The sequence below is a fragment of the Bacillus thuringiensis genome, from assembly GCF_001455345.1.
Taxonomy (GTDB): Bacteria; Bacillota; Bacilli; order Bacillales; family Bacillaceae_G; genus Bacillus_A; species Bacillus_A thuringiensis_N.
Genome location: NZ_CP013274.1, coordinates 189,774 through 214,212 on the forward strand (window position 1 = coordinate 189,774; position 24,439 = coordinate 214,212).

The following is a 24,439-nucleotide window of genomic DNA, read 5'->3' on the forward strand; positions in this document are numbered from 1 at the left end:
TTTATGATATGTTTAATTTGATGAAGGAAGTAGGGGAGAAAATGGGGAAAGCATATAAAAAAATAGCTATTACAATGATGATTGGTGCACTTTCACTTGCAGCGTTTGGGTGTGAAGCAGAAAAAAAGGCTATAAATCCAAATGCAATACAAGAAAATAAAGAAGAACAAATTGATCCAGTAGTTGAAAAACAGATGAAAGAAACCGAGAAAAACGGAAATTCGATTGGAAACAGTTCTAACAAAGGGAAAATGGCAGAGAGTAACGGCTGGATTTACTATTCGGTAAAAGGTGATAAAAATACAGGAGGCATCTATCGTACGAAAGATCAATTTCAGACTTCGGAACGTGTAGTGGAAGGTGTAAATGCTTCTTACATAAATATAAAAAACAAAGCTTTATATTTTATTCATACGGATGAAGAGAAGAATGCGGGATTATCTTCTTTAATGAAGTATGATATATCTAGCAAAAAGTTAGACACATTAAAAGAGGATACAAATTATGTTTATATAAAAGATAAAACTTTATTTTATTCGAAAAAATATTCTGAGCATGGTGGTTTTGACATTGTAGGGATCGCAAAAATGGATTTGAAGACGGGACAGGAAGAAGAAGCTGCATTTCAAAACTCCGGTTGGTCTCGAACGATAGATGATAGTATTCTACATTGGAATAAAAATCGTGGAACACAAGTGACAAAAGATAATAAAACTTGGTCAAAAGAAAATTATGCAACAATATCTAGTGCTACGTATGATAATGAAAAATTATATGCTGTTGTTGATTTTTCGTTACCTTTTGAAACAAATGAAGCTGAGCACGGTATATATGAGATAGACGTTCAACAAAATAATGAAAAGTTATTGGTAAAGGATGCCTTGCAGATGAATGTGAAAGGGGATACTTTTTATTATTTAAAAAAGGACGGAGTATATAAGAAGAAAATGAATGGCGGAAATGAAAAAGTAATTTATAATAAAGCGGTTGAACCAACTAAATCCTATTTATATTTTATAGCAGGAGATATGTATCTCTATACAGATAATGGAACTATCATGAATCTGGATACAAAGAAATCAAATGAAGTAAAAGATAAGAAGCTAGCAGATGACGTTATGTTACAGAAAGTATGGAATGCACAGAAGGAACTGACTAATGTTCAAATGGCTGCACTAACAGGAAACCCAAAACGAGTAGGGGAGTTTTCATACGGGGAATTAGTGAACCCTATTTATAATAAGAAAGATAATTTAGAGACTACGCTATCTACGTACTTCTCAAAATCATTTATAGCAGAGTATATGAAGAGTAAGTATATTAAAGAGTTAAATGGAAAAATGCACTATGTTATTGGAGATCCAGGGTCAAAAGCAGCAACTAAATTTACAAAAATTATTTCTGCCGAGTTAAAGGATGGGAAAATAAAAGCACAGATAGAAACGTATAACGACTATGATAATGTAACAGAAAAAGTAGAAGTTGAATTTATTTATGAAAATAATCAATGGGTTATTAATAATATGCCACGTTTTGGTTTAAGTTAAAAAAACCACCAAGCATTCTGCTTGGTGGTTTTGTATTAGGATTCTAATTTTTTCGCACGTCTTAATAATAAAAGAAAGACAATGACGAAGAAACCAAGTATAAGGAAGAACCCATATTGTTTTACATAATCCATTACGTCACTTACGCTTGTTGGTTTTTCAACGTGAATGCCGTCCTTATTAGTAGTAATATGAATATCGTTCATTTTCACTTCATTTGTTTCTTTTTGTAAATCAATCCAGTCTATGTTTGGAATGCTTTCTAGGTCCTTTAACACTTCTTTTAATGGTTTCACACCTAAGTAAGGATGATAGAATGCACCAATAACCCCGTCAGATAATTTAGCAACAGATAAAGCATTTGCTTTCATTTTAGCAATCGCTTGTGGTTTATCTTCTTCAATAAATCCAACTGTTTCAGGCATTAATTTCATTCCATGTAAGAATGATGGTGTACTTCTGTATGCTGGAGAGTGCATGGATTTCCAAGTTGTATCACTTAACTGTAGTTGTCCTACATAAGTTGAAAAATATCTTGATAATATTTCATAGCCTTTTTGAGACATGGTGTAATGAGGTGCTTCAAATGCGACAGGATATAGTTTGGCATCTACAAGTTCTTGAATGCCTTTTTCAATATGATCAGTCGTATATTTTTCTTCAAATTCTTCCCCTTTTTTTACGTATGCATTATATGCCTCTATATTAGGGAAATCATCTTTTGTTTTTGGTTTTTCATGCTTCGGTTGACGAATTGGTTGGTCTGTTTTTACGTCCCAAAATTCAAAACCTTCACCAGTTTCACTATCATAAAATTGGTGAGTGTAACCATGCATAATAATTGCTGCACCATCATCTTGCATAGAGCGTAAAAGATCGATTAGTTCGGGTTTATCTTTTAAATGTAGTGTTTTACCTGTCTCCGGATCCGTATATACAGGAATAACAGTGATCATGTATGGCATCTTTTTCTCTTTTAGTAATTCAGCAATTTCTTTTAATTGATTTATATCTGCGGCTGGATGAACATCCTCAAGACGTAAATAAGCCTCCACTTTATTTGTCGTTGGCTTTTGTCCAAAGTAAGAAAATAGGCTTTCGCCAATATAATAAGATATCCAATCAAAGAGGTTAGAAGTTGCAACATAATAAGAATTATTTTGTTGCACAATTAATGGATAAGTAGTACTTCCTTTTAAAGCATTGGCAAGAATTGTTCCATTTGTATCAAGATTTTTAATGGATCGTTCGTCCTCTAATGTATTCTTTAGTTTACGTGTTGGATATTCAATTGTATCAGAGTTTATATCTTCATTTTTAAGTGTGATAAATGAAAAACGATTGGATAATTGTTCTATATTTTGACCTAAAACTAGTAGTGGACCTGAGAAACTTTCTAGAAATTCTTTTGCTTCAGTAGAAAGTTCTTCTTGTTTTTCACCTAAGTAAATAACATGTGTATATAAAGATTTATCAGTTATTTCAGCTAACTGTTTTATATTTTTTATTGTTATGTTATTAGTAAAATGTCCTACTTGTGTATTAAGTATTTGGGTATCATTTGTAATTTGATCATCGATCGAACTGTATAAAATAAGGACTTTTGGATTTTCGTTTTTTTGTGCGGAAATAGGGATAGGAATTAATAGTAGTAAACTAAATAAGAGTAGCAACCATTTTTTCATATTATTATTCTCCTAGTTTATATTTAGAATTCAACTTACAATTATATACAAAAAAAGCGTTTCAGTCTATGAAAGTTACATTTTTGCACGTATTTACCAGCTGTTTTTTCACAAAATCGGTCTAAAGCATGATGATAATATGTATAGTTATTTGCTATGATGAAAGGGTAAGAGAATGATAGAATGTGGGTAATTGTAAAGGGAAGAAGGCTGAAAGGGGACAAATTTCAGCGGAGAAAGAGGTAGAGGTAGTGAAGAAATTCTTTGTAGGATTTTTAGTTGTTCTTGGGGTGTACTTATATTTCCAAGGAAAGTCTGAAGGAATGGGCAAATTAGTAAATGAGACAAGCTATGTTGACTCAGAAGAAGCAAAACAGATGAAACAAATTATTATAGAGGAAGCAAAGAAAGTCAATCTTCCAGAATGGATACCTCTTACAATTGCCGAACATGAAAGTCGGTTAAATCCAAGAAGTGTTGGAGATAACGGAACTTCATTCGGATTGTTTCAATTGCACCGTGGTGGTGGGCTTGCACCAGATCATTTAACTGATGATGAGCTGAAAGATCCACGTATAAATGCGCAAATTGCAATGCCGCATTTAATGAAAGGATATAAGCGCGGGGTGCAAAAAGGCTTGACTGATTTTGCATTACTAAAATATATAGCAAATACATCTGGATGGCCGGGTAATTTGGGTCCAGAGTGGACGGATAATAACATGAAGTACAACGTCGGATTAGAGAATGTGTACTATCGAAATAAAGGTGTGATTAAAGAGTAGGTTTTCTATACCTACTCTGTTTTTTTATGAATAATTTTATCTTCTTCTCTCGTGAAGTACTGCGCGAGTTGTATTTTCACCTCTTCTAGCTTTGTAGAAACTTGTGGTATTTTATATCCTACATATAAGGGTGAAACGACAAACCTAGGAACAACTTTACAAATGATTTTTCCGTTTAAGTGATAGAAAAATAAGTTATAACTACTACATCCTTTATGGAAATCTGTCAGTATGTAACGTACAGTTTGTTGAATATAATTTGCCAATTCATCTATGAATTTAACATCTTCAATAATGATATTAAATTCAGTGAAACCGATAATAGGACGATCTGAAATATTGAGTTCAATGTGTTCGTTTTTTTGTACAATGACTCCTTGGAAGTTCTCCGTTTCTACGTTATCGAGATAGTCTACATATTTCATTCCGATAATCTGCATGTGTGCATGATGCAAACTCCCGCCTGAGAATGGACCATGATTTTTGTATAAAATCACAGATGTGAATTCTTCATTCTTCTGTAAGTCTAACCAATGTTTAATGGAGAAACGAATTAGGGATTTCATATGTTCTTCTGTATATGTCGCAATATGGTCTTCACAATTATCTGTTTCGATTAGCACCGTTTGAAATGTATCTTTTAATGTAGGAAATTTGTTTTTTAGCCAAATAATTGAGTCCTCAGTTGCTAAAATATCCGTTAAATTTTCTCTGTCACAAAAAGGACATGTGGCGCTTCTATTCCGAATGCTTTCTGGTTTTTGTTTGCCAATATCGTTTAAAAAGTATAGTTGTTGTGTATCCATTTGTATGTATGCCCCTTTAAAATATGTGTAAAAATCCCGCTTAATACATTCGGGAAAGGGGGAGGGAAATCCTTTAAAGGGAATAGGAAAAAATAAAAGACAAGATCTCCTCATTACAATAGGGTACCTTGTCTTTTATTTTTTCTTTAATAATGTGTATGGATAATATAGATCGTTTTTATTATGCTTCTTTTTTCTATTTTTTATTGTGTATAAGGCAATTGCTGTACTTGCTATTATAATAATGGCTTTCTTCATATTCCTTTACCCCTTTTTATTGTTGGTTTAATTCTTGGCTAACTGCTTTTGCATCAACTAAAGCGTGTAAAATCATTTTTACCATATTCATCATGTTCCTTCACTCCTTTTTATAGTTCGTTTAGTTCTTTTACAACTGCTTGTCCGTTCACTAATACCTCAAAGATTGCTTTTACGATTTCTTTCATCATGATTGTTTCCTCCTTTTGTTTTCTCTCTTGTTTACATCTTTATTGTATAGGGAGGCATCTTTTCGTACTATCGCTTTCCATTACGTGAACATAACAGTTTTGTAAGATTTGATGTCACTTATTGAAATGTTTAGTCTATCTTCATTATTTTCAGAAAAATGACTATTCAAACATGAAATGGGAAAGTATAATAAAGAAGTAAGTATTAAATTCCGTACGAAAGAGGTGAATGAGATGAAACGTTCTTTAGCTGCACGTGCCAAATTTTTAGATTATATCTATTTTTGTCGTGCGATTTTTCATGATGTAGTTGTTAATGGGATACGTCTGTCCTTTTTTAACAATTGCATAGTAGCTATTGAACGATAGAAATCTCTTCACCCATTTTTAATAAACGTGTGAAAAGGGAGCTATTTGGCTTCCTTTTTCTATGTCGAAAACCATGGGGAATGTTTCTTTCCCATGGTTTTTTATATTGAAAGGAGTACGGAAAATGACAATTTGTAGTGTAAATAATGTAACGAAATCTTTTGGTGGAAACATCATATTTGAAAATATATCGCTTGAAATAAAGAATGGTGAACGTGTTGGATTAGTTGGTCGTAACGGTAGTGGGAAAACAACAATTTTTCAGCTTCTAACTGGAATGGAAAGTTTAGATGCAGGAGCCATTCATATGAAGAAAGGTACACGTATTGGTCATGTGGCACAAATTCCGAAATTTGATGAGGGTATGACTGTATATGATGTACTGAGTTCGGCTTTTAAAGCAGAAAAGGAATTAGAAAGAGAAATGCGTACTGTAGAAAAAAATATGGCGGAAGAACGAGAACCGTCTGCTTTACAAAAATTAATGGAGAGATACGGAGTAATTCAAGAAAAGTTTGCGTTCCTTGGTGGTTATGAAATAGAAGCGAATTTGATGAAGGTAGCAAATGGTCTACAGGTGACAGAGCTATTTTCTCAATCATTTCTGGATTTAAGTGGTGGGGAACAAACAAAGGTAAGTCTTGCGTATATGCTATTGCAGAAACCGGATCTACTTCTATTAGATGAACCAACTAATCATTTAGATTTATTCGCCGTAGAATGGCTAGAGCAATTTTTAAAAGAATACAATGGAACGGTTATGGTTATTTCACATGATCGCTATTTCCTTGATGAAGTTGTAACGAAGATTTTTGATTTAGAAGATGGAGAGATTCACGTGTATCATACAAACTATTCTCAGTTTGTTGAGGAAAAGGAAGAACGTTTGCTTCAGGAGTTTCAGGCTTATCAAGAACAGCAAAAGAAAATAAAGAAAATGAAAGAAGCAATTAAGCGACTACGTGAATGGGCAAATCAGGCGAATCCTCCGAATGAAGGGTTGCATAAGAGAGCGAGAAGTATGGAACGTGCATTGGAACGTATGGAGAAACTAAAGAAACCTATTTTAGAACGAAAACAAATGGGACTTCAGTTTGAAGGGCAAGAGAGAAGTGGGAAAGATGTTGTTGTAATGAAAGAAGTGAGTAAAGGGTTTGCTGACCATCCTTTATTTAACGAAGCGAATTTACATGTTCGTTTTCAAGAGCGTGCGGCGATCGTCGGTCGTAATGGTACAGGAAAGACAACGCTACTAAAATTATTATTAGGAGAAATAGAACCAGACGCTGGTGAAATTCGAATTGGTAGTAGTGTGAAAATCGGTTATTTATCACAGCATGCGTACGGAAATGTGAAGAGTAATGTATTAGAAGCTTTCAGGGAATATGTAGCTGTAACAGAGGGAGAAGCGAGACATATATTAGCTAAGTTTTTATTTTATGGTCCAGCGGTGTTTAAGAAAGTAACGCAATTGAGCGGTGGAGAAAAAATGAGGTTAAGGCTTGCGCAGCTTATGTATCAAGATATCAATTTTTTAATTTTAGATGAGCCGACAAACCATCTCGACATTGAATCAAGGGAAGTTTTAGAGGAAGCTCTTGAACAATATAATGGAACGATTTTAGCTGTTTCACATGATCGTTATTTTTTAAATAAGTTATTTGAAAAGACGTATTGGATTGATGAGCGTAAATTATTTGAGTTTGCAGGGAACTATGCATGGGCGCGTCAAAAGTGGGAAGAAAAACTCGAGACACAAGTAATAAAGCAGCAACGCCAAGGCAGAAAAAGGATTGAAACAGCCCCTGCAAAAAAGAAAGAAGCTAGGAATGTTGAGGAGATTGAAACAGAGTTAATGCGTGTAGAAGAAGATATATATACGCTTGAGTGTAAGATGGAACATGTAGTTGATGTTGAAATGCTTGAACAATTGTATGAAGAAAAAACGAAGAAAGAGTTGTTACAAGCGGAACTATATAATGAGTTAGAGAATATCGTGGAGTAAAGAAATTAGAATGAAAGAGCAAGTTGTTTTCTCATATTTTGAGGAGGGCTTGCTCTTTTTGTGTACGGAAAGATAAAAATTGGTATAATTTTCTTGTTGTTAAAATCAAGAGAATAACTTTAGGTTATTAAAACGTGAGGAGAATGTTATGTTAGGATACGCGCGGATTGCTACAATCGTCATGATTTGTTTTGTTTATGCAAACCATGTTTCACGTGAAACAGCACATTTACAATTTTTTGTGGGTATAGCACTTTTTATTTATATTGTGAATCATATTTTGCTAGTAAAAGTAAGCGGAGGTAAAAAACTTGTTTTTTATACACTATTAGCAAATGGGATAATTACAGCTTTATTAGGTTTTTTATTTCCCGAGACATGTTTATATTTAATTATATTTGGAATTGATGCAGTAGGACTATTTATTCATGAATTTCGTAGAAGTATGACGTACTTTTTTATTGCTTTTTTCTTCCTTTGTTGGTTTATAAATATACTACATGCGTATCAACATACAGGTAGTTTAGAATTAGAGAGTAATGCCATTAATTTTATGTTCATCATTTTTAGTGCTTTAGCTGGAAGTTTAATAAAAAAACTTACAGCTGCTCGAAAAATGGTAGATGAGCAATATGGAGAATTAGCATTATCTCATACAGCTTTAAAAGAAGCGCATGAACAATTACGTCTATATGCCAAAGAGGTAGAAGAATTGACAGCCGTTCGGGAGCGAAATGATATTGCCCGAGAAATTCATGATACTGTCGGTCATAATATGACAGCCTTACTTGTTCAATTACAACTGGCAGAGGCTTTGTGGAAACAAAAATCGGACGCTACGGAAGAGGTTTTACATACATGTCATGGGCTAGCCAGAAAATCACTTCAAGAGGTGAGAGCTTCTGTACATGCCTTAAAAGAAGAAGGAAAACTAGGGAACATAATAGAGAATATGCGTGAAATGTTACATGGATATTCTAAAGCGACGAAAGTACAAGTATCTTTTCAATTACAAGGAGATCCGGTTGTGATTCCGTTATCACTACAACCTACACTGCTCCGGGTTATGCAAGAATCTTTAACAAATGCAAAGCGGCATGGGAAAGCGAGTTTATGTGAAGTGAGTTTAACTTGTTCGGCGAAACAAGTTAAACTATGTATTTTGGATAATGGCGTGGGAGTTAACGAGGTAAGTCCGGGTTTTGGTTTACTTAATATGAGAGAACGAGTAGAGGAACATGGTGGAACTATTCAATTTGAGAGTGAGATAGAAAAAGGCTTTCGGTTACAGATTGAATTTCCACTGCAGGAGAAAACGTGGATAATAGGGGGAACTTTATGATTCGGATTATGATTGTTGATGATCAATCACTCATTCGTGATGGTTTAGCGATGTTATTAAATTTACGTCCGGAACTTGATGTGGTGGGAACGGCTACGGATGGAGACGAAGTAATACAAAAGGTGAAAGAGCTACATCCTGAAATTATTTTGATGGATATTAGGATGCCTCGTATGAATGGTGTTGAAGGAACACGTTTAGTTAGAGAGCAGTTCCCTCATATAAAGGTACTTATGCTGACGACTTTTAGTGATAGTGAGCTTATTTTTGAAGCATTGGAGCAAGGCGCGAGTGGTTATTTATTGAAAGATATGGAGGCAGATGCAATCGCTCAAGCAATTTTAACAGTGCATAGTGGAGGGGCTGTGCTTCCTCAGGATATAACAGAGCAAATCATAAAAGAATTAAAAAAGACAAAAGTAGCGGTAGAGTGCAACACACCAGAACAATTAGCGCAATTAACTGAGCGAGAAGTAGATGTTTTAAGAGAAATTGGACTTGGTTTAAATAATAAAGAGATTGCGGAAAAGCTATTTATTACAGAAGGGACTGTTAAGAATCATGTTTCTAATTTAATTAGTAAGTTAGAGCTGAGAGATAGAACGCAAGCTGCCATATACGCAGTAAGGTATGGCATCACGATGTACACATGACTTTTGGCATATATAATTGTGAAAAAGCAGCAGAATTTGCTGCTTTTTTATTTTGTATTTCTATCTCAAGGGTGATGGAGAGAAGAAGAAATTTTTCTACAATGAAATTGTAAATGAATGCAAAGGGGCTGAATCAGTATGTTAGTCATAGATCATATTACGAAATCATTTGGTAAGAAGGAAATCATAAAGAATGTTTCTTTTGAAGTGAAAAAGGGTGAAACATTTGGATTGCTTGGTCCAAATGGAGCGGGAAAATCAACGACGATATCAATGATTTGCGGGTTAATTCCATATGATAGCGGTGATATAAAAGTTGGTGGGAAATCTGTAAAAGAATATCCATTAGAGGCGAAAAAGAAAATTGGTATTGTTCCGCAAGACATTGCACTCTATCCGACACTTTCAGCGAAGGACAATTTGGTTTTTTGGGGAAAGATGTACGGTTTAAATGGAAGAGTTGCAAAAGAGCGAGCGGAGAAAGTATTAGCTTACGTCGGTTTGCAGGACCGTGGAAAAGACAAAATTGAAACATTTTCAGGTGGAATGAAAAGGCGTATTAATATTGGTGCAGCACTTATGCACGAACCAGAGTTATTAATTATGGATGAACCGACGGTTGGGATTGATCCGCAATCGAGAAATCATATTTTAGAGACTGTTAAGAAATTAAATGAAAAAGGGATGACAGTTATTTATACGAGTCATTACATGGAAGAAGTAGAGTACTTATGTGAACGAATTGCAATTGTTGATCATGGAAAGGTAATTGCATTAGGAACGAAACGGGAGCTATGTAATCGTCTGGCAGATGGTTTTATAGTGAGATTGCAATTAAATCGTTATAGTACGGAACTGTTACAAAAGTTGAAAGCACTACCTGTCGTTGAACGAATTATTTTTGATGAAGATAATAGCACGATTGATATTGGACTAAATGGTGGTGAGGCTATTGGCACAGTTGTGTCAGTAGTTGTGGAGAATAACGCTCAAATTTTAAAGCTTGAAGTGCAAGAGCCAAATTTAGAGGCACTCTTTTTACAATTAACAGGACGTTCACTTCGTGATTAAGGGGGTTAGTGCGAGATGAAAAGTTTTATTATTGCATGGAAAGATTTAAAAATACGTTTAATTGATCGACGCGGATTTATGATGATGTTAATTATGCCGCTTTTATTAACAGCGATTTTAGGTTCAGCGTTAAGTAATGTATTTGAGAATGGTGGACTACCGAAAACAGTGATTGGCTATTATCAAGTGGGAACTGATGAGTTTGCAGATGTCTTTCAAAAAGACGTATTGCAATCTAAAGAATTAAAAGATGATGTGAAAGTAAAGATAGTTAGTTCTCAGGAAGAGCTTGAAGATATGTTAAAGCAAAAGAAAATTGATGTGGGAATCGTCATCCCAAATAAATGGAGCGAACAAGTACAAGATGGAAAATTAAAAGAACCCAAGGTGTTTATAGACCCATCAAAAGATATACAAGCGAAAATCGCTGAATCAATGATCCGATCCTTTTCAGAACGTGTTCAAACAGTTGCAGTATCTACAAAAAGTGTTGTAACAGAATTAGTAAAATCTCAGCAGGGTGATGTAGCACAAGTTGCAAAAGAGGTGAGTGGAAGTTTACAGGCGAAAGCAACTACAAATGCGGATAACCTTGCAAGAGGAACGATAGGTAAAAAAACAGTTGCAGCGATGCAATATTATGCAGCAGCAATGTTAGTCATGTTCTTACTATATAACATAACGGTAGGTGCAAAGTCAGTTGTCACAGAGCAACGAACTGAAACTTTGGCGCGTTTGTTTAGTACACCAACGAGCTCATTTTCAATTTTATTCGGGAAGTTTTTAGGTACATTATTATTTGCTTGTATACAATTTGGAATATTTATAGTTGCTACACACTTTATGCTTCATGTGGAATGGGGCGGAGACTTTTCTCAAATAGTAGCGGTGGGAATTTCTTATGCAATTTGTGTTTCTGGTTTATCTATGTTAATTGCCGCTTTTATTCGTGAGGAAAAAACGGCAGATGTAATGGGAGGAATCGGTATTCAAATACTGGCTATATTAGGAGGGTCGATGCTACCGATTTACGTATTCCCTGATACACTTCAAACCATTGCGAATGTCGCTCCGAATAAATGGGCACTTACAAGCTTCTTAAATATTATGTCAGGAACATCTTGGGATGTACTACTCCCTGTTATTTTTAGTTTATGTAGTGCAGGAATTGTCTCCGTTATGATAGGAACATTACGTTTACGTACGAGATAGGAGGGGGAAATGATGAAGAAGGTTTGGGCACTTTGTTGGCTAGAGTTAAAACAAATTTTAATAAAACCACGAAGTTATATACTCATGTTTGGAATGCCTATTATTTTTACACTCATTTTCGGCGGACTTTTAGGTGGAAGTGGGAATGCGAAAGTAAATGTTAGCTTAGTAGATGAAGATGGTTCTGTATTATCTAGCAAGTATTACGAGGATATAAAGAAAAGTGACTTAATTGCTATAGAGAAGGTAACGTATAAGGAAGGAAAGCGGAAGGTTGAAAATAAGAAATCATCGGGTATAGTTATCATTCCGAAAGACTTTCAAAAGGGTATGCTAGATAGAAAAATAGAAAATATTCAGTTTCAAGCTAGTACAGATTTTACTGGTGGAACTTCTGTAGAGCAAGTATTGGTAAGCGCATTAAAAAAGATGGAGATAGAAATAAGTGCAGCAAGAGATTTTGAGAAGAAAAGTAACACTTCGTGGGAAACAATGTATAAAGAAATTTATACCAAAGTAGAACCTGTTTCAATTCAAACAGATTCAATTTCACATGATGACCAAAAGTTAAATAACGTTACAGGACGAGCGGCAGGATTTTCAATTCTATTCGTTATGATTGTTATGTTAAGTGCGACGGGAACTATTTTGAAAGCTAGACAACTTGGTGTTTGGTCTCGTTTATTAGAAGCGCCAGTTTCAAAAGTTCAAATACTAGCAGGTTATATCTTGTCCTTCTTTTTAATAGGGTGGATTCAATTCGGTGTTTTAATGATATTAACGCATTCATTATTTGATGTGCAGTGGGGAAATCTATTAGGAGTTATTGCACTTACTTCGGCATTATTATTAGCTGTCATTGGTTTAGCCTTACTATTAGCAAGCATCGTAAAAACAACAGAACAACAGTCTGCATTAGGTAATATCGTTGTGATTTCAACATGCATGATTGGTGGCCTTTATTGGCCGATTGAAATTGAACCAGCATGGATGCAAACGGTAGCAAACTTTGTTCCGCAAACTTGGGCGATGCACGGCTTTACGGAGTTAATTGTAAGAGGGGGTACATTAGCAGATATAGGAAGCTATATTGGTATACTCATTTTATTTGCAGGAGTATTTTTCGTGATTGGTTTAACAAGAATACGTTACGATTGAAAAAAAGCAGAGTTACAGCTTTACACGCTGAACTCTGCTTTCTTTTTGTGTGGCATCTTCCCTTGTTGAAATGATAATAGCGATCCCGAGCATAATAAAAAAAGCTAAAAAGAGGACGAACTTTGGGAAGAATGGGAATAGTAATAGCGCCCCGACTATCATAATTGTTAATAATACGTAGTGCAGGACGTATTGGAATAGGTTGTCCATGTTTTCGCCCCCTTTTTGGTAATGTGTTATTAACATTCTATGTTTCATGCTGAGCGAATAGAAGTGAATTTTTTAAGTTTTTAATATGAAATAAAGGAGAAAGATTGACATGTTTGGAGGAAAGGAATAATCTTGAAATTAATTCATACTATTTTTATAGGAAAAATAAAGATAGTTACAGGGAGGAGGTCTATGTTCCTACATCGTTAAAAATTAGGAAGGTAAAGGTGAGAGTGAAATGAAAAATGCTTTTAAAGGAGCAATTGCTACATTTCTTAGTATGTCAGTATTACTAGCTGGATGTGGTCAAGAGGAAGCAAGTACAAATGAAGCTGGGAACGTACCAAAAATAAAAGATGAATTTATTAAGGCAAGTGACAAAGCAAAAAGCCCTATAAAAGCAAAAGAAAGAAAAGATACTTTTGTAGTTGGCATGCCAAGTCCTGGGGGGATATTTCTTCCGCATTTTATGGAGAATGGATGGGATGGTAATATAACGCAAGCTATCTTCGCTCCTCTTGTCGGACTGGATAAGGAAGGAAAGCGAATTCCAATATTAGCGAAGAAGTGGGATATTTCGGAGGATCAGCTTACATATACATTCCATTTGAAAGATGATTTAAAGTTTAGTGATGGTTCGTCGTTAACTGCAGATGATGTAGCATTTACATTAACGTTATTACATGATCCAACTTATAGTGGTGCGACTGATATAAGCCAAACAGCAATAAAAGGTGGGCAAGCTTATAGAGAAGGAAAGGCAACCTCTATTGAGGGAATTCAAGTCATTGATCCGAAAACAATTACGATTACCACTGAAAAGGTAAATGCTCAAACACTATCATTAATCGGCGGAGAAGTTATATCTAAAGCTTATTACGGGAAAGAGTATAAACAAGGACACTTGGAGTATTTAAAAGAGTTGTATGGCAAGCCGGTAGGGGCAGGAGCTTATAAATTGGATAAATATATTCCGGGTCAAGAGGTTCGATTTGTAGCAAATGAAAATTATTTTGAAGGAAAACCAAAGATTGAGCACTTTATTTATAAAATTACAAAAGGTGATACGAAGCTACAACAATTTCAAGCAGGAGAAGTAGATTATGATGGTTTTACAACAAACGTGGAGACGGTTGAACAATTAAAAGATTTAGGTTTTGCTAATATTAATGTGTATACAGGAAGTTCTTACGGCTACATTAAAATGAATTATAAGAAACCATACTTTAAAGATAAGCGTGTCCGCCAAGCATTTATTTACGGATTAGAGCGTCAAAAGGTTATTGATACGTATTTCCAAGGTTATGCTTCACTCGTTAATGTACCGATTACGCCAGTTTCTTGGGCGTATACAGAAGAAGGTATTAATAAATATGAGTATAACTTAGAGAAAGCAAAGAAATTATTGGATGAGGCTGGATGGAAACCAGGTTCAGATGGAATCCGCGAAAAAGATGGCCAAAAATTGAAGGTAAGTTATTTTGCTTCTTCTGCAAGTAAAATAAATGATGTAATGATACCGGTGATGAAAGAGGATTATAAAAAGCTTGGTGTAGAGTTTAACCCAGAATATATGGACTTTAATACGATGATTTCCAAAGTGATAAAAGGTGATTATGATTTAGCAATGGTATCTACGCCAATGATTGATGATCCGAGTGGAACAATTGAGGAGTTTGTTTCGACAAGTAAACGAAACTATGATGGATACCATAATCCGAAAGTAGATGAATTAGCGAAGCAGGCACTAGAAACATTAGATATTGAAAAACGAAAAGAAATTTATAAAAAGTTGTACCAGGAGTTGAGTGAAAATCCGCCTGTAATCTTCTTAAATAATAGTAAAGTTGTGTCTGCACATCATGCACGCATTCAAGGATTACAAGAAGATAACTATAACGGTATTTTGTTAAGTTTACCTAAATTAAAGATAGAACAATAATTTTGAAAAAATTCTCAAAATATTTATTTAGAAAGAATTGACAAAATATAACGGACGATATAAGCTAATAACCATAAAGTCTACCGGAAAGGTCGGAATAAAATTGTTACCCCTCAAAAACATCTATTTTTTTACGATTAAAACCGACTTTTCCGATTGGCTATAAATGTGCTGTGGGAGGCATACATAAGCTAATAAGTTCAAAGGGTATAACTATTAAACAGTTAGGGTGGGGACAATGGAGAAAAAGACAAAAAAATGGGCTGGTGTATTTTCCGTATTACTGAGTAGTTCGCTTGTGTTATCTGCTTGTGGGGGACAGGAAGATACGGCTTCTACAGAACCGGTAAAAAAGCAGGATTTAAAAGACGCTAAGATTGAATCAATTCCAGCTACAGATAAAAAGAAAAGTCCAGAGAAAGCAAATCAACGAAAAGATACTTTTATTACAGCCATTTCTAAGCCAGGGGGAGTTTTCCTTCCATATTTCCAAGAGAATGGTTGGGATGGAAATGTAACGTCTGTTATTTTTGCGTCATTAGTAACAACAGACAAACAAAGTAAACCTGTTCCGGATCTTGCAGAAAAATGGGATATTTCTGCTGACCAATTAACATATACATTCCACTTACGTAAAAATTTAAAATTTAGTGATGGGTCGCCTTTAACGGCGGATGACGTAGCATTTACATTAACACTACTTCATGATAAAGCGTATGAAGGTGGATTGGATATTGCTCAGTATGCTGTTAAAGGTGGGAAAGAATATAAAGAAGGAAAAGCAACTTCTATTGAAGGAATTCAAGTTGTTGATCCACAGACAATTAAAATTACAACTGAAAAAGTTAATTCACAGGCGCTAACGAATTTAGGTGGCCCAGTGTTATCAAAAGCTTACTATGGAAAAGATTACAAACAAAATACAAGTTTAGACTATTTAAAAGCATTATATGGGCAACCAATTGCAGCGGGTCCATATAAATTTGAAAAATATGTTCCAGGTCAAGAAGTACGCTTTGTTGCTAACGAACATTATTATGCAGGTAAACCAAAAATTAAAAACTTTATTTATAAAATCACATCAGGTGATACTGGATTCCAATTATTCCAAACCGGTGAACTGGACTATAGTGGATTTAGAGCGAATCCTGAGAATATAGACCAATTAAAAGGATTAGAGTTTGCAAATATTAATCTTGAATCATCAAGTGATATTGCTTATATCTATGTAAATAATAAGAAGTCGTATTTGAAAGATAAAAAGGTACGCCAAGCACTTACTTATGGATTAGACCGTAAGAAGTATGTGGATACAGCTTTACAAGGATATGGCTCTGTTGCTAACGTACCAATTGCTCCAGTTTCATGGGCATATACAGAAGAAGGTATTAATAAATATCCGCACGACGTAGAAAAGGCTAAAAAATTATTGGATGAGGCTGGTTGGAAAGTAGGTTCTGACGGGGTTCGTGAAAAAGATGGTCAAAAATTAAAATTAACATACTACGCATCAAATACAGGTAAAACAAATGATATCTTTATTCCGATTGCAAAAGAAAGTTACAAAGAAATTGGTGTTGAATTAAATCCAGAGTTGATGGACTTTAATACGATGCTTTCAAAAGTAGGAAAAGGTGACTACGATTTAGCAGCAGTTTCAACACCAGGGATTAGTGATCCAAGTGAAGTTGTAAGTGAGTACTTATCAACTAATCCAAAAAGTGATACGGGTTATAATAATCCGAAAGTAGACGATTTGATTGTAAAAGGTATAGGAACGACAGATATTGAAAAACGTAAAGCGATTTATAAAGAGCTGTATAAAGAGTTAAGTGATGATCCACCAGTTATTTTATTAAACTATCGTAAACTACTTTATGCTCATAATGCGCGTATAAAAGGGATTGATCCAGAAAAGTACGATGGCATCAGTTCCAACTTACCAGTGTTATCTATTGAACAATAAGGGTTGACCTAAATAATAGAAGACGTTTTTTCACACAGCAATGGAATGGTAGCTGTTTTGAAAAAATGTTCTTCTATTTTTAAGTAAATAGGATTGGGGAGACAAAAGGTGAAAACATATATCATTCGTAGGTTCCTTCAAATGATCCCTACATTGTTTGGTACATCTATTATTATTTTTTTCTTATTTGCACTTTTGCCGGGAGATTATATTGATTCAAATCCGAAGTTAACACCAGAGAGAGCCCAAGAATTAAGGGAATTATACGGCTTAAACAAACCGATTATTGAAAGGTATTTTCATTGGTTAGTGAATGCTTTGCATGGTGATTTTGGATTTTCTTTACAGTACCAAGAACCGGTAACTTCATTACTTAATAAATTCATTTGGAATACATTTATTGTTGCTGTTGCAGCTTTATTTTTCACTTGGATTATTGCTCTTATTATTGGGGTTATTTCTGCAACAAAGCAGCATTCTTGGTTTGATAGATTGGTAACAATTGGTGTTTTTGCAGCAATGTCATTTCCATCATTCTTTATCGGACTATTTTTAATTAAATTATTAGCAGTTGATTTAAAGTTACTACCTATTGGTGGCATGATTGATATTGGGAGTAACTCAACAGGGATAGCATACATATTAGAAGTATTACGTCACATGATTCTACCTGTGTTTATTTTAACGCTTCTTGGTGTAGGGTCGTTAACACGATATTTTAGAACCGGCATGTTGGATGTTGTTAGGCAAGATTATATTCGTACTGCTCGTGCAAAAGGTTTAAAAGAAAGAACTGTTATTTATAAACATGCATTGAAAAATGCAATTTTACCAGCAATTACATTACTTGCTTTTGAATTACCAGGTTTATTTTCAGGAGCTATTATTATTGAACAGATTTTTAACTGGCCAGGGATTGGGAGTATTCAATTAGAAGCATTAAACTTCCGTGATTATACGGTATTAATGGCCTTTACGATGTTTCTTTCTTGTTTAACCATTATGGCTAATTTCTTAGCTGATATTGTATATGCGTTTGTTGATCCAAGAATTCGATTGAAGTAAGGGGGGAAAGATATGGAGACTATTACACCAATAATAGAGAAAAAGAAAGAACGAAAAAAGAGAAACGAATCATCACCATGGCGCCAAGCGTATAAAAAAATCAAGAAAAATAAGATGGCATTGTATGGCTTATACGTTTTAATATTCATGTTTTTATTTAGTTTTATCGGTCCAATCTTTTCACCGTATGCTGATGGGAAAGTACAAGTAACACAAATTAATAAACCACCCAGCCTATCACATTGGCTTGGAACCGACCAGTTGGGACGGGATATTTTAACTAGACTTATGCAAGCGGGACGTATCTCACTAACGATTGGTTTAGCGTCGATGCTACTATCCGTTATACTAGGAGCTCTATTAGGAGCGATTGCTGGTTTTTATCGAGGGGTTGTAGATCATTTAATTATGCGTGTTGCGGATGTGTTAATGTCCATTCCGGGATTACCGCTACTTATTATAATGGGGGCAATTCTGTCAGAATGGAAATTACCATCGGAATACCGTTTATATGTTGTAATGATTATTTTAAGTTTAGTAGGATGGCCAGGACTTGCTCGTCTTGTGAGGGGACAAATTTTAACATTGCGGGAGCAAGCCTTTATGCAAGCAGCAGATGTATTAGGATTAAAGGATTCTCGGAAAATTATCCATCATTTAATTCCTAACGTCTTTCCGTTGCTTATTGTTGTAGCAACTTTGGGTGTGGCTGGATCTATTTTAAGTGAATCAGCACTAAGTTACTTAGGTCTCGGCGTCGTCCCACCTACACCATCATGGGGGAATATGATTAGCGCAGCTAACTCATTAATTGATTTCCAAAAGCGGCCGTGGTTATGGATTCCGCCTGGTTTCGCAATCTTTATAACAGTTGTATCAATTAATTTACTTGGTGATGCACTTCGTGATGCGTTAGATCCAAAGATGAGACGGTAGGTGAGAAGGTATGAGTAGAGCGGTAGTAGAACTGAAAGATTTACAAACACACTTTCAGACAGAAGAAGGGACAGTAAAGGCTGTAAACCATGTTAGTTTTGCTGTTCGAGAAGGTGAAACGGTTTGTGTAGTAGGTGAATCGGGTTGCGGGAAAAGTGTAACAGCTTTATCTATTATGGGACTTATTGCTGAATCCGGCAGAGTAGTAGGTGGAGATATTTTATATGAAGGAAAAAGTCTTTTAGGAATGAAAGAGAAGGAGCTTCGTAGTTTGCGAGGTAATGATATTGCGATGATTTTCCAAGAACCGATGACATCGCTGAATCCGGTCTTCACTGTAGGAGAGCAAATTGTAGAAACGTTAAGGGAACATGAATTACTTAGTAAAAATGAAGCGTATAAGAAAGCAATTGAATTAATTCGTAAAGTCGGCATTGCTCGTGCGGATGAAATCGTCCATTCTTATCCGCACGAACTGAGCGGCGGGATGTTACAACGTATTATGATTGCTGTTGCACTTAGTTGTAATCCTAAGTTATTAATTGCTGATGAGCCGACAACGGCTCTTGATGTTACGATTCAAGCCCAAATATTAGACTTATTAAGGCAAATAAAAGAGGAATTTAAAACATCAATTTTATTAATTACACATGATTTAGGCGTTGTAGCAGAAATGGCTGATTACGTTGTCGTTATGTATGGTGGGAAAGTTATTGAAGAAGCACCAGTACTAGAGATATTCCAAAATCCGAAACACCCGTACACGAAAGGATTGTTGAAATCAAAACCAGTGATGGGAAAACGAATAGATAAACTATATTCTATTCCAGGGCAAGTTCCTAATTTAGTTGGTTTGGATGAGTTTTGCTACTTTAGCGGTCGTTGTGAGCATTGTATGGAAATATGTAAAGAAGAAGCGCCAAATCTGAATGTACATGATGAGAATCATAAAGTAGCTTGCTGGTTATATGAGGAGCGTGCGGAACAATGAGTGAACCATTATTAGAAGTAAAAAACTTAAAAACATATTTTCCGATTAAAGGCGGCATATTTAGTAGAACAGTTGGACATGTAAAAGCAGTTGATGGAGTAAGTTTTACTATTAATAAAGGCGAAGTGTTCGGTCTCGTTGGTGAATCAGGAAGTGGAAAAACGACGATAGGAAAAACCATTTTACGTCTCGTCCAAAAAACGGAGGGGGAAGTGAAGTTTAAAGGACACGATGTTCATTCTTTATCAAAAGAGGAATTAAGAAAAAACCGTCCTAATATGCAGCTTGTGTTTCAAGATCCATTTAGCTCATTAAATCCGAGAATGAGAATTGGAGAAGCGCTTGGAGAGCCAATGTTAGCCCACGGATTAGCGACGAAAGAAAATGTGCGTGAAAAGGTGACAGAAGTATTAGAGTTATGTGGCTTAGCTCCATACCATATTGACCGGTACCCTCATGAGTTTTCTGGTGGACAACGTCAGCGTATTGTTATCGCAAGAGCTATGGTATTAAACCCAGAATTTATTGTAGCTGACGAACCTGTGGCAGCACTAGATGTATCTATTCAAGCACAGATCATTAATTTATTTAGTGAGTTACAGGAGAAAAAGGGATTATCTTATTTATTCATTTCACATGATTTAAGTGTAGTCGAACATTTATGTACGAAAATCGGAATTATGTATTTAGGTACGATTGTGGAGACAGCACCGCGTGATGAGTTATTTACGAATCCACTTCATCCGTATACAAAAGCATTGTTATCGGCTGTGCCAATACCAGATCCAACAGTGAAGCGAGAGCGAATTATATTGGAAGGGGATATTCCAAGCCCAGCAAATCCACCTTCGGGTTGTCGCTTTCATACGCGATGCCCGTTTGCAACAGATGTTTGTAAAAAAACAGTACCAGAATTTCGTAATGTTGGTGGAGATCACTTTGTTGCTTGTCACCATGTATAAAAGAGAAGGACTCTTTCAGAGGTTGAAAGAGTCCTTTTTTCATTTACTAGATGAAGTTTGTTTCAATACAAATTGCTCGATTGCATGAGCAACACCATGTTCATTGTTTGTTAATGTTACAACATCACATAGTTTTTTTACATCTTCTTCAGCATTTCCCATTGCAACTGATAAACCAGCTACTTCTAACATGGGTACATCGTTAAAATTGTCACCGATAGCAACTGTATCTTCAATTGGTATATTAAAGTGGGCTGCCATTTGTTTCAGTCCATTCCCTTTATGCCCGTTCTTATCCATAATTTCTAAATTAGTAGGGGCAGATGCTGTAACCATAATATCAGTGTCTTCTTGTAACATACTTAATAGCTGTGCCCGATGCGCTGCATTAAACGTTAAAATGAAGAATTTAGATATTTCTAGTTCTTGGTTATTCACAACATCTTCTATTTTTTTGAAATCAGTAATTAGGTTCGATTTCTTTTGCTTTTCGGTAATTCGTTCAAGTTCCTCTAATGTAACATCGAGCGCATGCTTATTTTCTTCGAACGCTTGCATCACTTGATCTTGCCATGTATATGGAGAATAAACTCCTCTATTTGTATATAGCTTATATGGGAAACCTTCAGATTCTAGTAATTTTGCAAGTTTGTACACTTTGTCGTTTTGTATACAACGCGAGTTAATTACTTTTCCATCCACATAAACAATAGCCCCATTGCTTGCTCCGACTGGAAGAGATAATTTATATTCTTCCAATAGCTTTAAAGCATCCTCTTTCGCACGACCAGAACAAATCATTACAATATGACCAGCTTTTTGTGCAGTTTGGATTGCTTGTAGGTTTTCTTTGGAGATTTCAAGATTAGATGATAGTAGTGTACCATCCATATCTAATGCGATTAATTTCAAAATGACCACCTCTTTGTTTTTATTATACATAGTTATATAGAGGAAACATATAAACTTATCTTGGAAAGATTGTATTTTATCTCGTATGGACTATCAGTAAGAATTTGATAGATTCCACCTTCTTAATGAAAGATTTATCTTAATTTGTAACAAAAGTAGAGATAGGTATGGGTATGTTTTGTTATATGGCTGTAATATTACATGAATGTTACAAACATGAACTTAGTAGAAAGTGCATTAAAACAAGGTTTTTGAGGATGTTTATAAAAAAACGTAAAAAAAGTGTAATAAAATTTATGTAATTATATTGCAACGTAATAATAGTTATGTTACATTAGTGTTACAAACGTTACGTTATTAAATTTAATGTAACGCTAACATAAAAACTATGAAATAAACATTTCTTAGAAATTACATATAGATAACTTATTAAAAAGGAGGACGAAAAATATGAAAGAGCAAGTATTACAAGTAACAAAAGGTGACTTCGTAGGATCAGCAAGTGGAGCAGTAGTATTAACAGCGTTAATCGTATTTCTATCAAGCGTATTAGTATAATAGAAGTTTTGTAACAAAAAACAAATGAAGGGAGAATGAAAAATATGAAAGAGCAAGTATTACAAGTAACAAAAGGTGACTTCGTAGGATCAGCAAGTGGAGCAGTAGTATTAACAGCATTAATCGTATTTCTATCAAGTGTATTAGTGTAATAGAAGTTTTAAATCCTACAAAATGAAAGGAGAATGAGGAATATGAACAGTGAACAAGTGTTACAAGTAACAAAAACAGATTTATTAGGATCGTTAGGTGGAGCGGTAGTATTAACATCATTTATTCTATTCCTTGCAAATGTATTAGTATGAGACAAATAAATACAATCATTCAAAAAAAATAAAGACTCTAGCATATTAGTAAGTAGTTAATATGTTGGGGTCTTTTTTGTTTTCTCCTATATATCTCTCCAAAACATTAATAGTCTCCCTTTATCGCGTAAACGCTCAATTGGTGAAGGTTAATAATTAGCGGGGATGAACCCTTCGTTGATTAAAGTCTCCCTTTATTTCAAAGAGAAAAAAGTCGAATTTTATATGTAAGAAAAAAAGAGGAATTTGACGGAAAAGATAGAAAATTTTAAAGGTCAGAATTTGTTAGCTTGCTAACTAATTTTTATTAATCAATGTTGGAAGCGTTTTCGGTTGGTTTTAAGTATGAACCATTTAATCTATTTACAGGGGGATGAGGATTTTATGAAACAAAAATCTATGGATACGCTAGCTGCACAAATGGAGGACTTTTTTCCAGTACGTGATGTAGACCATTTGGAATTTTACGTAGGAAATGCAAAGCAATCAAGTTATTACCTTGCGAGAGCATTCGGATTCAAAATTGTAGCCTACTCTGGATTAGAAACTGGTAACCGTGAGAAGGTATCTTATGTTCTTGTGCAAAAAAATATGCGTTTTGTTGTGTCTGGAGCTTTAAGTAGCGAAAATCGTATCGCAGAGTTTGTAAAGACTCATGGTGATGGCGTGAAAGATGTGGCATTACTTGTTGACGATGTTGATAAAGCGTACTCGGAAGCAGTGAAACGTGGTGCCGTCGCAATTGCTCCGCCTGTAGAGTTAACAGACGAGAACGGTACATTGAAAAAAGCAGTTATTGGTACGTATGGTGATACAATTCACACGCTTGTAGAGCGTAAAAATTATAAAGGAACATTTATGCCAGGATTCCAAAAGGTCGAGTTTAATATTCCTTTTGAAGAGTCAGGTTTAATTGCTGTAGATCATGTAGTTGGTAATGTTGAAAAGATGGAAGAGTGGGTTAGTTATTACGAGAATGTTATGGGCTTTAAACAAATGATCCATTTTGATGATGATGACATTAGTACAGAGTATTCAGCATTAATGTCGAAGGTTATGACAAATGGAAGTCGTATTAAGTTCCCTATTAACGAGCCAGCAGATGGAAAGAGAAAATCACAAATTCAAGAATATTTAGAGTTCTACAATGGAGCGGGTGTACAACATCTTGCCTTATTAACGAATGACATTGTTAAAACAGTAGAAGCGCTTCGTGCAAATGGTGTGGAATTTTTAGATACACCAGATACTTATTATGATGAGTTAAGTGCACGAGTTGGAAAAATTGATGAGGAAATTGATAGGTTAAAAGAATTAAAGATTTTAGTAGATCGCGATGATGAAGGCTACTTACTACAAATCTTTACGAAACCAATTGTAGATCGTCCAACTTTATTTATTGAAATCATTCAACGTAAAGGTTCTCGTGGATTTGGAGAAGGGAACTTTAAAGCATTATTTGAATCAATTGAAAGAGAACAGGAACGTCGCGGAAACTTATAAGATTTGT

The 24,439-nt window shown here is 35.0% G+C and carries 24 protein-coding genes; 19 read left to right on the forward strand and 5 right to left on the reverse strand.

The features are described 5' to 3' along the window. Window positions 1–41 precede the first annotated feature (41 nt). Window positions 42–1,547: a DL-endopeptidase inhibitor IseA family protein gene (locus ATN06_RS01305; RefSeq protein ID WP_060629263.1), complete on the forward strand. Its 1,506-nt coding sequence runs from the start codon at window positions 42–44 to the stop codon at window positions 1,545–1,547. A 35-nt stretch (window positions 1,548–1,582) separates the two neighbouring features. On the opposite strand, the gene ATN06_RS01310 is transcribed toward ATN06_RS01305, so the two are convergent. Continuing rightward, on the reverse strand, window positions 1,583–3,232 hold the full coding sequence (locus tag ATN06_RS01310; protein ID WP_060629264.1) for a DUF2334 domain-containing protein: 1,650 nt from the start codon (window positions 3,230–3,232) through the stop codon (window positions 1,583–1,585). 251 nt (window positions 3,233–3,483) lie between these two features. Between ATN06_RS01310 and ATN06_RS01315 the strand changes: the two genes are divergently transcribed. Next, window positions 3,484–4,017, forward strand: a complete 534-nt coding sequence (locus ATN06_RS01315; RefSeq protein ID WP_060633079.1) for a transglycosylase SLT domain-containing protein — start codon at window positions 3,484–3,486, stop codon at window positions 4,015–4,017. 11 nt (window positions 4,018–4,028) lie between these two features. Here ATN06_RS01315 and ATN06_RS01320 read toward each other — a convergent pair whose 3' ends face one another. After that, window positions 4,029–4,937, reverse strand: coding sequence for a DUF4931 domain-containing protein (locus tag ATN06_RS01320; protein ID WP_110093199.1), 909 nt, complete (start codon window positions 4,935–4,937; stop codon window positions 4,029–4,031). A 21-nt stretch (window positions 4,938–4,958) separates the two neighbouring features. Further along, on the reverse strand, window positions 4,959–5,081 hold the full coding sequence (locus ATN06_RS29130) for a hypothetical protein (RefSeq protein WP_060629266.1): 123 nt from the start codon (window positions 5,079–5,081) through the stop codon (window positions 4,959–4,961). A 425-nt stretch (window positions 5,082–5,506) separates the two neighbouring features. On the opposite strand from ATN06_RS29130, the gene ATN06_RS01330 reads away from it, so the two are divergent. The 7 genes from ATN06_RS01330 to ATN06_RS01360 all read left to right on the forward strand — a co-directional run bounded on the left by ATN06_RS01330 (window position 5,507) and on the right by ATN06_RS01360 (window position 13,082). After that, complete coding sequence (locus ATN06_RS01330) at window positions 5,507–5,641, forward strand: RAxF-45 family protein (RefSeq protein ID WP_046956655.1); 135 nt, start codon at window positions 5,507–5,509, stop codon at window positions 5,639–5,641. Window positions 5,642–5,765: 124 nt separating this feature from the next. Continuing rightward, the gene (gene abc-f / locus ATN06_RS01335; protein WP_060629267.1) at window positions 5,766–7,646 is read left to right on the forward strand and encodes a ribosomal protection-like ABC-F family protein; all 1,881 of its coding nucleotides are present in this window, start codon (window positions 5,766–5,768) and stop codon (window positions 7,644–7,646) included. Window positions 7,647–7,794: 148 nt separating this feature from the next. Beyond that, entirely contained in the window at window positions 7,795–8,988 is a 1,194-nt protein-coding gene (locus ATN06_RS01340) for a sensor histidine kinase (RefSeq protein WP_060629268.1), read from the forward strand. Next, on the forward strand, window positions 8,985–9,641 hold the full coding sequence (locus ATN06_RS01345; RefSeq protein ID WP_060629269.1) for a response regulator: 657 nt from the start codon (window positions 8,985–8,987) through the stop codon (window positions 9,639–9,641). Before ATN06_RS01340 ends, ATN06_RS01345 begins: the two co-directional genes overlap by 4 nt. 138 nt (window positions 9,642–9,779) lie before the next feature. After that, window positions 9,780–10,712 (forward strand): ABC transporter ATP-binding protein, encoded by a 933-nt coding sequence (locus ATN06_RS01350; RefSeq protein ID WP_060629270.1) that lies wholly within the window; start codon window positions 9,780–9,782, stop codon window positions 10,710–10,712. A gap of 15 nt (window positions 10,713–10,727) precedes the next feature. Next, window positions 10,728–11,924: an ABC transporter permease gene (locus ATN06_RS01355; protein WP_060629271.1), complete on the forward strand. Its 1,197-nt coding sequence runs from the start codon at window positions 10,728–10,730 to the stop codon at window positions 11,922–11,924. Between the two features lie 12 nt (window positions 11,925–11,936). Next, a complete protein-coding gene (locus ATN06_RS01360; protein ID WP_060629272.1) occupies window positions 11,937–13,082 on the forward strand; it encodes an ABC transporter permease in 1,146 nt (381 codons plus the stop codon). A 12-nt stretch (window positions 13,083–13,094) separates the two neighbouring features. Here the strand turns inward: ATN06_RS01360 and ATN06_RS01365 are convergent, their stop codons facing one another. Next, a complete protein-coding gene (locus ATN06_RS01365) occupies window positions 13,095–13,292 on the reverse strand; it encodes a hypothetical protein (RefSeq protein WP_000369254.1) in 198 nt (65 codons plus the stop codon). Between the two features lie 238 nt (window positions 13,293–13,530). Here ATN06_RS01365 and ATN06_RS01370 point away from each other — a divergent pair, with 238 nt between their 5' ends. From ATN06_RS01370 to ATN06_RS01395, 6 genes are all read left to right on the forward strand, one after another. Then, window positions 13,531–15,234, forward strand: a complete 1,704-nt coding sequence (locus ATN06_RS01370; RefSeq protein ID WP_060629273.1) for an ABC transporter substrate-binding protein — start codon at window positions 13,531–13,533, stop codon at window positions 15,232–15,234. 238 nt (window positions 15,235–15,472) lie between these two features. Further along, complete coding sequence (locus ATN06_RS01375) at window positions 15,473–17,200, forward strand: ABC transporter substrate-binding protein (RefSeq protein WP_060629274.1); 1,728 nt, start codon at window positions 15,473–15,475, stop codon at window positions 17,198–17,200. Window positions 17,201–17,308: 108 nt separating this feature from the next. Next, on the forward strand, window positions 17,309–18,265 hold the full coding sequence (locus tag ATN06_RS01380) for an ABC transporter permease (protein WP_060629275.1): 957 nt from the start codon (window positions 17,309–17,311) through the stop codon (window positions 18,263–18,265). Between the two features lie 12 nt (window positions 18,266–18,277). Further along, window positions 18,278–19,201 carry an oligopeptide ABC transporter permease gene (gene opp4C, locus ATN06_RS01385; protein ID WP_000447962.1) on the forward strand — a complete coding sequence of 308 codons (924 nt, stop codon included), beginning with the start codon at window positions 18,278–18,280 and terminating at the stop codon, window positions 19,199–19,201. A gap of 10 nt (window positions 19,202–19,211) precedes the next feature. Beyond that, entirely contained in the window at window positions 19,212–20,192 is a 981-nt protein-coding gene (locus tag ATN06_RS01390; protein ID WP_060629276.1) for an ABC transporter ATP-binding protein, read from the forward strand. Then, window positions 20,189–21,154, forward strand: coding sequence for an ABC transporter ATP-binding protein (locus tag ATN06_RS01395; protein ID WP_060629277.1), 966 nt, complete (start codon window positions 20,189–20,191; stop codon window positions 21,152–21,154). The genes ATN06_RS01390 and ATN06_RS01395 overlap by 4 nt, the downstream gene beginning before the upstream one ends. Before the next feature lie 39 nt (window positions 21,155–21,193). Here the strand turns inward: ATN06_RS01395 and ATN06_RS01400 are convergent, their stop codons facing one another. Next, entirely contained in the window at window positions 21,194–22,066 is an 873-nt protein-coding gene (locus ATN06_RS01400) for a Cof-type HAD-IIB family hydrolase (RefSeq protein WP_060629278.1), read from the reverse strand. A 450-nt stretch (window positions 22,067–22,516) separates the two neighbouring features. Between ATN06_RS01400 and ATN06_RS01410 the strand changes: the two genes are divergently transcribed. From ATN06_RS01410 to hppD, 4 genes are all read left to right on the forward strand, one after another. Then, window positions 22,517–22,624, forward strand: a complete 108-nt coding sequence (locus tag ATN06_RS01410) for a DUF3948 family protein (RefSeq protein ID WP_000664237.1) — start codon at window positions 22,517–22,519, stop codon at window positions 22,622–22,624. Window positions 22,625–22,659: 35 nt separating this feature from the next. Then, entirely contained in the window at window positions 22,660–22,776 is a 117-nt protein-coding gene (locus ATN06_RS01415) for a DUF3948 family protein (protein WP_001984868.1), read from the forward strand. Between the two features lie 42 nt (window positions 22,777–22,818). Continuing rightward, window positions 22,819–22,929: a DUF3948 family protein gene (locus ATN06_RS01420; protein WP_001083700.1), complete on the forward strand. Its 111-nt coding sequence runs from the start codon at window positions 22,819–22,821 to the stop codon at window positions 22,927–22,929. Between the two features lie 384 nt (window positions 22,930–23,313). Further along, a complete protein-coding gene (gene hppD / locus ATN06_RS01425) occupies window positions 23,314–24,432 on the forward strand; it encodes a 4-hydroxyphenylpyruvate dioxygenase (protein ID WP_060629279.1) in 1,119 nt (372 codons plus the stop codon). Window positions 24,433–24,439 lie beyond the last annotated feature (7 nt).